The 9,482-nt window shown below is 40.8% G+C and carries 11 protein-coding genes; 4 read left to right on the top strand and 7 right to left on the bottom strand.

Annotated elements, in window-relative coordinates; genetic code table 11:
• Window positions 1-29: 29 nt before the first annotated feature.
• The 4 genes from ACLI09_RS16160 to ACLI09_RS16175 all read right to left on the bottom strand — a co-directional run bounded on the left by ACLI09_RS16160 (window position 30) and on the right by ACLI09_RS16175 (window position 3,484).
• On the bottom strand, window positions 30-1,574 hold the full coding sequence (locus ACLI09_RS16160) for a glycine--tRNA ligase (RefSeq protein ID WP_411420681.1): 1,545 nt from the start codon (window positions 1,572-1,574) through the stop codon (window positions 30-32).
• 93 nt (window positions 1,575-1,667) lie between these two features.
• Window positions 1,668-2,093 carry a VOC family protein gene (locus ACLI09_RS16165; protein ID WP_411420682.1) on the bottom strand — a complete coding sequence of 142 codons (426 nt, stop codon included), beginning with the start codon at window positions 2,091-2,093 and terminating at the stop codon, window positions 1,668-1,670.
• A 99-nt stretch (window positions 2,094-2,192) separates the two neighbouring features.
• Window positions 2,193-2,426 carry a hypothetical protein gene (locus ACLI09_RS16170; protein WP_411420683.1) on the bottom strand — a complete coding sequence of 78 codons (234 nt, stop codon included), beginning with the start codon at window positions 2,424-2,426 and terminating at the stop codon, window positions 2,193-2,195.
• A 443-nt stretch (window positions 2,427-2,869) separates the two neighbouring features.
• Window positions 2,870-3,484 (bottom strand): hypothetical protein, encoded by a 615-nt coding sequence (locus ACLI09_RS16175; RefSeq protein WP_411420684.1) that lies wholly within the window; start codon window positions 3,482-3,484, stop codon window positions 2,870-2,872.
• 134 nt (window positions 3,485-3,618) lie between these two features.
• Between ACLI09_RS16175 and ACLI09_RS16180 the strand changes: the two genes are divergently transcribed.
• From ACLI09_RS16180 to ACLI09_RS16190, 3 genes are all read left to right on the top strand, one after another.
• On the top strand, window positions 3,619-3,831 hold the full coding sequence (locus tag ACLI09_RS16180; RefSeq protein WP_411420685.1) for a hypothetical protein: 213 nt from the start codon (window positions 3,619-3,621) through the stop codon (window positions 3,829-3,831).
• Between the two features lie 135 nt (window positions 3,832-3,966).
• Window positions 3,967-4,338, top strand: a complete 372-nt coding sequence (locus ACLI09_RS16185) for an STAS/SEC14 domain-containing protein (RefSeq protein WP_411420686.1) — start codon at window positions 3,967-3,969, stop codon at window positions 4,336-4,338.
• Window positions 4,339-4,356: 18 nt separating this feature from the next.
• The gene (locus tag ACLI09_RS16190; RefSeq protein WP_411420687.1) at window positions 4,357-4,866 is read left to right on the top strand and encodes a pyridoxamine 5'-phosphate oxidase family protein; all 510 of its coding nucleotides are present in this window, start codon (window positions 4,357-4,359) and stop codon (window positions 4,864-4,866) included.
• A 122-nt stretch (window positions 4,867-4,988) separates the two neighbouring features.
• Here the strand turns inward: ACLI09_RS16190 and ACLI09_RS16195 are convergent, their stop codons facing one another.
• On the bottom strand, window positions 4,989-5,975 hold the full coding sequence (locus ACLI09_RS16195) for a YihY/virulence factor BrkB family protein (protein WP_411420688.1): 987 nt from the start codon (window positions 5,973-5,975) through the stop codon (window positions 4,989-4,991).
• A 250-nt stretch (window positions 5,976-6,225) separates the two neighbouring features.
• On the opposite strand from ACLI09_RS16195, the gene ACLI09_RS16200 reads away from it, so the two are divergent.
• Complete coding sequence (locus ACLI09_RS16200) at window positions 6,226-7,524, top strand: NAD(P)/FAD-dependent oxidoreductase (RefSeq protein ID WP_411420689.1); 1,299 nt, start codon at window positions 6,226-6,228, stop codon at window positions 7,522-7,524.
• Window positions 7,525-7,560: 36 nt separating this feature from the next.
• Here the strand turns inward: ACLI09_RS16200 and ACLI09_RS16205 are convergent, their stop codons facing one another.
• Window positions 7,561-8,388 (bottom strand): hypothetical protein, encoded by an 828-nt coding sequence (locus ACLI09_RS16205; protein ID WP_411420690.1) that lies wholly within the window; start codon window positions 8,386-8,388, stop codon window positions 7,561-7,563.
• 318 nt (window positions 8,389-8,706) lie between these two features.
• Window positions 8,707-9,399 carry an acyloxyacyl hydrolase gene (locus ACLI09_RS16210; RefSeq protein WP_411420691.1) on the bottom strand — a complete coding sequence of 231 codons (693 nt, stop codon included), beginning with the start codon at window positions 9,397-9,399 and terminating at the stop codon, window positions 8,707-8,709.
• Between the last annotated feature and the right edge of the window lie 83 nt (window positions 9,400-9,482).

Here is a 9,482-nt window from a genome sequence, read left to right on the forward strand (position 1 = left end):
TCCGGAGGCGTTCATATAATCAAAAATTCTTACTTCGTTTTCAACAGCCAGTTCCTAACCGAAACCTCCTCGTTAATAATACCGCGAAGGTCAGCTATCTTCACCCTGTCCTGCGCCATGGTATCGCGGTGGCGAATGGTTACCGTCTGGTCTTCCAGCGTCTGGTGGTCTACGGTAATGCAGAACGGCGTACCCAGCGCATCCTGGCGGCGGTAACGGCGGCCTACGGCATCCTTCTCGTCATACGCCACATTAAAGTCCCACTTGAGGTCTTCAATAATTTCGCGGGCAACATCCGGCAGGCCGTCCTTTTTAACCAGCGGCAGCACGGCAGCCTTGGTGGGCGCCAGCACACTCGGCAGGCTAAGCACGGTACGTACCGAACCATCTTCAAGGGTTTCTTCCTTAAGCGCAGTTGAGAATACCGCAAGGAACATACGGTCTAATCCTACCGACGTTTCTACCACATAAGGGGTATAGTTCTCGTTAAGCTCAGGGTCAAAATACTGTAGTTTCTTGCCGCTATACTGCTCGTGCGCCTTAAGGTCAAAATCAGTACGGCTATGGATACCCTCCAGCTCCTTAAAGCCAAACGGGAAGTTAAACTCAATATCGGCAGCGGCATTAGCATAATGCGCCAGCTTTTCATGGTCGTGGAAGCGGTAGTTCTTTTCACCAAGGCCAAGCGACAGGTGCCATTTTAGCCTCGTTTCTTTCCAGTAGTCATAGTATTTCATCTCTTCGCCGGGGCGTACAAAAAACTGCATCTCCATTTGTTCAAACTCCCGCATACGGAAGATGAACTGGCGCGCCACAATCTCGTTACGGAACGCCTTACCCGTTTGCGCAATACCAAACGGCACTTTCATCCTGCCACTTTTCTGCACGTTCAGGAAGTTCACAAAAATACCCTGTGCCGTTTCCGGGCGCAGGTACAGGTCCATGGCGTTAGCCGCCTCCGCACCCAACTTGGTGCCAAACATCAGGTTAAACTGGCGCACTTCGGTCCAGTTTTTAGAGCCGGTATCCGGATCGGCTATCTCCAATTCCTCAATAAGGGCTTTTACATCGGCCAGGTTTTCAGTTTCCAGGCTACGGGCCATGCGCTCCAGTATCTCCCTGTTTTTGGCAAGGTATTCCTTTACGCGGCCGTTAGTCGCCTTAAACTCCTCTTCGTTAAAGGCATCGCCATATTTAACGCGGGCCTTTTCTATTTCTTTTTGCGCTTTCTGGTATATTTTCTCGGCGTGGTCTTCAATCAGTACGTCGGCCCTAAAGCGTTTTTTGCTGTCTTTGTTGTCTATAAGCGGGTCGTTAAAGGCATCTACGTGTCCGGATGCTTTCCAGGTGGTAGGGTGCATAAAAATAGCGGCGTCTATGCCCACAATGTTTTCATGCATCTGCACCATGCTTTTCCACCAGTATTCGCGGATGTTCTTTTTTAACTCAGCACCGTTTTGCCCGTAGTCATATACAGCGCTTAACCCATCATAAATTTCGCTTGACTGGAATATAAAGCCATATTCCTTAGCGTGCGAAATAACATTCTTAAATTGATCGTCTTGTTTTGCCATGGTGCAAAAATAGGAAAAGAATGTTAATGTAGGAATTTGAAAATTTTAAAATGTAACAATTTGACTATTTCGAAATTTAAGGCTCAGGTAAAACTATTTCCCCTCAAAACTAACCATCCATTCAATGCCAAACTTATCCCTGAACATGCCGAAGTACGAACCCCAGGGGCTGTCGGCAATAGGCATCTCTACAGCACCGCCCGCAGAAAGGCCGTTAAAAAGTGTATCGGCTTCCGCTTTACTGGCTGCGGTTATCGAAATTTTACTGCGGTTTTCGTTTTCGTTAACCCGCCCTAAAATTTCGGGCACATCGCTCCCCATTAAGAAGCTTTCGCCGCCTACGGGCAGGGAAACATGCAAAATCTTGTTTTCTTCTTTTTCCGGCGCGGTATAGTCCGGGCTTGACAGGTCTTTAAAGCGGCTTAGCGCAGCAAACTCACCGCCAAATACCGATTTATAAAACATAAATGCTTCTTCGGCATTGCCGTTAAAGTGGATGTAAGGATTTAAATGTGCCATTGTAGATTTATAAAGTGTTTGCATAAAACTACAAAATATAAATAAAAAACCCGCCTTATATGAGGGGCGGGTTATACTTTTAAGTAAAATGAACTAAAATTATTCTACAGTATCCAGTATGTGTACTGTGTCTTTAGCAACAGTGCCAGAATTGTCCTGCAGTATTTCAATGCCCAATATTTCAAAAGGGCGTTGCAACAACAGGCCGTTAGCGTCAAGATAATCCATAACCAGTGTGTCAAAACTGTCTGGATGCAGCGAAATAGCTACACTGTCGGTAAGTTCATTATCAATAATGTAATTACGCATTGCGTCATAAGTAATTTTCTCCATATGTACTTTAGATTTTAGGTTAAGTAAAAATAAAGATTTGGCTGAATAAATTACTGTTAAAAATGTTAAATTTTATTAAATTAACAACTCATTTGTGTTTTAACAATTAAAACACAAATAATCTTGTTAAAATCTAACAAATTTAAAAGTAGGTATTTCTTAAAAAAATGCGGTTTTGGCAGAAGACTGTTATTAATCTATATTTTGATTATAGAATATTTATAAAATTAATTAGCATTACATCATTTTTTTATAAAATGACATTTGGGTCTAAGAATGTGATTTCTCATGCTATAAGCCCCTAATAATTAGTTGCTTCAATGTGTAGTATAAACTTTTTGAAGCTTATTTCTTACAAATTTTTAAAAGTGGTAAGATGTGTAGCGCCGGCCAGGAGGCATCCCCCTTAAAAAAACACCCGGAACTGATAAAAAAGTTTTGGTTTAATTCCTGAAATCGATAAGGCCGTCTGCTGTATTTCCGGTAGTGGGGGTACGGTTTACAGCCTTATCCCAGTCTGTTTCCGGATATTTTTTCTTAAATTCAGGCAGATCCCTGTTATAATAGTCGGCCACAAATATCCTTATATCGCCTTTCTTTATCAGGTCTACATAATCCAGTTCACCCATATAGGTAATTTCGCTTTTTTTAATTTCAAACGGTATGGCAAACTCCTTACTGCTGCTTACCGTACCGCTTGGCCCCAGGTGGTCCAGGTAGGCATATTGGTTAAAGGCATAATTGCCAGGTTCGCGCTCTATTATAAAAAGGTAACTTTTTTTGTTATTAAAATCGCCGTTAAACATGCTTTTCCCATCCGTTCTCCCACTAATTATAATTTTGCCGGCATTAGCTTTCTTAAATTTTTTATCGCCTGATGTGGCCTCATAAAAAAAGCGGTAAATATCATTTAGCGGTATATCGCCCTCAAAAGTAATAGTACCTATAGCAAGGCCTTTTTCCTGCGATGGGGCAAGCGTTACGGGTGCAGGTGCGGTTTGTTTAGATCCGCAGGTGGTTATAAGCAGGGCAAGTAATAATGTATATAGTGTTTTCATGGCAAACTGTTTTTTACAAAAATAAGATTTAATATGATAAACTCCACCGCATTAATTTTATTACGCAATACTGCTACTAACATTTTATAAATAAACTTGTTATATTTGATTTGAATTGAAAATCTGCATAATCTATGAAAAAATATTTATTACTTGGGCTGGTAACTTTTACATTAACCTCTTATACAGCGAATGATGAAGTTTACATTTGCGACAGCAAAGGGGCCAAACGTTACCACCTTGATAAAGCATGCACAGGTTTATCTCAGTGTAAAGCTGAGATAAAAAAAGTAACCCTGGAGGATGCCAAAAGTAGCGGTAAGACACTTTGTGGGTATGAAGATTAAACCTTAGGTAGGAGAGGGCGATGTAAAGCCAGCTAACTTTACCATTTCATTAGCTATCTATTAGCAAGTTGCTAACATACGTTTAAATATTTACGGGCTAACTTTGATTGCAAACAATTAAAAACACCTGTAGCTATGATTACGCAAATAAATGATGTACCTGATAACATAGTTGCTTTTCGTGCAGACGGAGAAGTAACTAAAGACGATTTTGTTATTGTAAGGAAAGAGGTAGACAGCCTTGTAGACCGTACAGGCAAACTAAATTACCTGCTGTATCTTGAAACTTCGCCTAAAGACTTTACCATTGGCGCCTGGCTTCAGGACGCGCTGCTGGGCCTGGAAAACATAACCAAGTGGAACCGTGCGGCTATTATAACCGATATAGAGGGTGTGCAGGCTTTTACCGATGGCTTTAGCAAAATAATGCCAGGCGAGTTTAGGGGCTTCCCTAAAGCAGATTATGCCCATGCGGTAGACTGGGTAAGCGAACGTACTGATGTTTAACCACTAAAAATTATTGAGATGGGAAATCATAAAGACCTGTTTAGTAAAGATGCCATTGATAAATTAAAGGAAATGGCCGAGGATATAAAAATGTGTATGTTTTGCACAGAACTTTCGGTAAGGCCGGTGCCCACAAGGCCTATGAGCGTACTGGAAGTGGATGATAAGGGCAACCTGTGGTTCCTGAGTTCTAAACAAAGCAACAAGAACTTTGAGATTCAACATGACGATGAGGTACAGCTTATTTTTGCGAAAAATGCCGATGCGCACTTCCTCTCTGTTTTTGGCAAGGCCATAATTTATACTGACAGGGGCCATGTAGAAGATGTGTGGACACCCATAGCAAAAACGTGGTTTGAAGAAGGCAAAAATGACCCGGATGCTACGGTGATAAAAGTGGAGCCATTAGATGCATACTACTGGGATACTAAAAGCGGTAAGATGATATCTATGATAAAATGGGCGCTGGGCGCCATTGTAGGCAGCAGTGTTGATGACAACAGCCTTGAAGGCAGGCTTCAGCCATAATACTATTCTACATTATATTTTATGAAAAAACTCCCTATTTCGGGAGTTTTTCTTGTTTATATTAAAATATCATATTATATGATTTCCATAAATCATTCTGAATTGCTTTGTTAACAGCAAAGTTATTGTTTAACCTCCGTGTGCCCTTCGTCATCGTGCACAATTCGCTTAGCATTGGTAACAGAGCCTGCATTTTTTTCTATCTCGCGCATTTCTACATATACGGCAAACTCCGAAGGCTCTATTTTTCGTCCCTTAAAAATAGCAAATGCACGGGTAAATTCGGCTCCAAAGTACAGTATGGCAGCCGTATAGTATATCCATAATAATATTACTATTATAGATCCCGCCGCGCCGTATGGAGACCCTGCTCCGGTAGAGGTAATATAAATACCTATAAGGTAACGGCCCAGTAAGAAAAGGCAGGCCGTAAAAAAGGCGCCTGCCTTAACATCGCGCCAGCGTATCTTGGCATCAGGAAGTACCTTAAATATTACGCCAAATAGTAGTGTTACCACCAGGAAGCTGATTGCAATATTAATAATATTAAATACAATAATTGTAAAATCGGGAAACCATTGCTTAAGCAGGTCGCTAAGGGTAACAACGGCACCGTTTACAATCAGCGAAACAATAAGTAAAAACCCCAGGCCTATTATTATCGAACCGCTCCTTAGGCGGTCTTTAATAAGCTTCAGCCAGCCTTTCTTCGGCTTGGCCTTTACCTTCCATATTATGTTGATGGAGTCCTGTATTTCGCCAAAAACAGTAGTAGCGCCGATAATAAGCGTAAGCACGCCTATAATAAGGGATAATGTTGTTTTACCCGAAAGTTCCAGGTTTTTTATAACCTGCTGTATCTGGGCAGCTGCATCATTGCCTATCAAATCCCGTATCTCAAAAAACACACGCCCTTCAATGGCGTCACGGCCAAAAAACGCACTGGCGAGTGATATAATCAGCAGCAGCATAGGCGCTAGTGAAAAAAGCGTATAGTACGACAGTGAGGCACTTAGCTTAAGGCCCTTATCGGCCATAAAACCGTTAAAGGTGTCTTTTAAAACGGTAAAACTGCTTTTTACAGTGGCTTTCCTGAAAACTTTCTTCATAACAATAGTATTGGGAGGAATTTTAATCGGATAAAGTTAAAGAACACATCAGTTAATCGCTACAATATTAACAATTCTATATAATGCCCTGCCGTTTTTAAACCCTTATTTTTAGGGTATTTTCATTAAATTAAAATATTCATAAAATATCTTAAAGCCGTGCCAATGCCTTTGTGTTTTACCGGTAATGTGCTAACTTTATAGGGCTTTTCTTAAGTATTAAAACGCGTTACTTAAACACCATAATTGTATGAAGATAGTAATAATAGGCGGCGGATTTGCCGGGGTTAACCTGGCAAACGAGCTGGCGGACAATAAAGATTTTGATATTACGCTTGTAGACAAAAATAACTATAATTTTTTCCCGCCGCTTATTTACCAGGTGGCTACCGCTTACCTTGAGCCATCGGCCATTAGCTACCCGTTCAGGAAATATTTCCGTGGAAAGGAAAATATCCATTTCCGCATGGGCGAGTTTATGATGGTAAAGCCGGATGAGAACATAGCGGTACTCCATAATGGCGAGTTGCCGTATGATGTGCTGGTGTTTGCCACCGGTGCCGAAACCAATTACTTTGGTATGGAAAATGTAAAAAAGAACGCCATACCCATGAAAACGCTTAACGACGCTATAGAAATGCGCAATAAGCTGCTGCAGCGCCTTGAAAAAGCTACGCTTCATAAAAACAGCCGTGAGCGGCGCAAATATATGAATATCGTGGTGGCAGGAGGCGGCCCTACCGGGGTAGAGGTTTCGGGTATGTTTGCCGAAATGCGCCGGGGCGTGCTGCGCAAAGAATATCCTGAGCTGGCCACAAGCGCAAGCAATGTATACCTTGTAGATGGGGGTGACGCGCTGCTGGCGCCGATGAGTGAACAAAGCCAGAAAGATACCTATGAAGCCCTTACAAAACTTGGCGTAGTAATAAAGCTGAATGCCCGTGTAACAGATTTTGTTGACGATACCGTATACCTGAGCAATGGTGAAACCATACAATCTAAGAACCTGATATGGGCGGCGGGGGTTTCCTGCCATATTTTTGCGGGTTTGCCGCCCGAAAGCTATGGAAGGGGAAAACGCATGATAGTAGACGGCACCAATAAGGTTATAAATACTGCTAATATTTATTCGATAGGGGATACCTGTTATATGGAAGCCGATACTGATTTTCCGCAGGGGCATCCGCAGGTGGCGCAGGTGGCCATACAGCAGGGCAGGCACCTGGCAAAGAACTTTAAAAATATTATAGAGGGCCAACCATTAGTTAACTTTAAATATAAAGATAAAGGCTCTATGGCCATTATTGGCAAAAATAAGGCCGTGGTAGACTTACCCAAGCCCAAGCTGCATTTTAAGGGGTTTATTGCCTGGCTGGCGTGGCTGTTTATCCACCTTATATCGCTAATAACCTACCGCAACCGCCTTACCACATTCTGGAACTGGATGGTGTCTTACTTTTCTATGGACCAGCCGCTGCGCATGATAATCCGTCCCGAAAAGCGGAACAGGCAGGTGCCGGAGGCAATTAAGGTAACACAATTAAAATAAAAGCAGAGATAGCTGCTTTTATTTTAATTGTGTTGTTTAGTTACAAATTACACATCCTTCTGCTTGGGAATAATTTCCATTAATACACCACGTTTTAAATGAAACGGCATACGGATTCTTCTTTCCCCCAGATTTTAATTTTATTTCCTTAATTAAATTGTTTGCGTCTTGTAAACCTGTATCTACCGGTATTACCGTTCGGTACCACTTGCCTTTTTTATATGTTTTAATATTATACTTGTATTTATCTTTCCATATATGTGCTTCATGATCGGCTTCAGACTTTTTATCATCCGCACTAATTATTACAAGATAACTTCCGTTATCCGTAATATTATTGTTTACAAGTATTTGTTCTTTTTCAAACAGTTTCTGCTGTGCTTTTTTAATTTCCATTTGGTTAAGCGGCGCAGTTTTAGTGTCAATACCTTTGCTGGTTTTGTCAATTAGTTGTAAAGCATCTTTTTTATTTACCAGATGGTTCTTGTACGACATCCACCCTTTTTTTAAATCTCCTTCGGGAGTTACGTAACAAAAAAATTCGCATAAGTTTATTTTATTGTCAATGGTGGTGGTATCAACCACATACGGAATATACTTATCAAATGCTGCCATTTCATTTTTATCATAATCCCTTTCCTTAAACTGGTCGCTAATTGCAACAGTTACTGTTGATAAGATAACACTAACTATTACATACTTAGATATGTCAGTTATTTTATCAATTTTTTTCATTTCGTTTTCAGCGTTAGGTTGTGTAGTATCTATTTCACCTATCTTCCTTATTATAACTACAAAGGCAATCATTGCTACTAAAATTATAATTCCGTAAAACAATAGCGAGAGTGAGGCTGTATTTTCCATTTATTTTTTATTTTTAGTAAAGCTACTCTACAGTATGTTAAAAAAAAATCCCCAACAATGGGGATTTTTATGCTATTGTTTTAGCTGTCAAAGCCTTACATGAATTTTTGTTTTAATCAGCTTTTCTGTAATTTCTGATAAGTAGCATAAACGCGGCTATGCCTAATAAACTGATGCCTCCATAAAGTAAAAGCGAGAGTGTTTCTGTAGTTTCCATGATGTTGTTTGTTTTAACAAATCTACATCACATTTATAAAGCAAAAAATCCCCATCACTGGGGATTTTTATAATTTGCCGCACCATAATTTTTGCCATTTATCATAGCTTGTGCGAGATGCCTATAAAAAAGCCATTACTGTCGTGCGACGGGTTTCTCTCCACACCTTTTGAATTGCCATTTGATATATGGATATGCCGGATGCCAAACAGTAGGGCTGTAGATTTTGTAACATTAATTTCAGAACCAATCCCATACTTTGTTATGCCGTTAAATTTTGTACCCAGCCTCGCATCATTTTCAGTTGGCTGTGGAAACTCCTCTGCAAGCCATATAAATCCGCCGCCCGATTCAAAATATAGTCTTGCCTTTTGCCTGTTTATCATGTAAAAACGGGCAAATGGCCTCAGGGCAAACCCCGTTGTGTTATTGTAGTTGTCGCGGGGAACAACTATATCAAATTCAATACCCACAGACATCCACTTGCGAAGTTCAAAATTAATACCTGTGTTATTTTGAGGCAAAAATGTGCCCGGATATTTATAACCCCAGGACATACCGGTTTCATTATAAAAGGAAATTCTTCTGGCAAGGGTAGTGTCTTTCTTAGTAAGTAGCAGGCAGGTTCCCACTGCTACAGCAGGTAGCAGGAAGCCCATAGAGGTGTGCAGTTTTACAGGCTCAAAACCTAAAGGGTTGTTATACCATGTGTCTTCAACGGCATATTGGGCCTGTGCGTTAATACAAACTAAAAGCAGCAGTAGCACACCGTTTATTGATAATTTATGTTTCATAATTTTTCTGCAAAATTATGCAACATGCATTCAGGCACATTAATAGATGAACATAAAGAGTGTCAAACGGACAATTAAGCCTT

It is taken from the genome of Flavobacterium sp. RHBU_24 (assembly GCF_046613695.1).
Lineage (GTDB): Bacteria > Bacteroidota > Bacteroidia > Flavobacteriales > Flavobacteriaceae > Flavobacterium.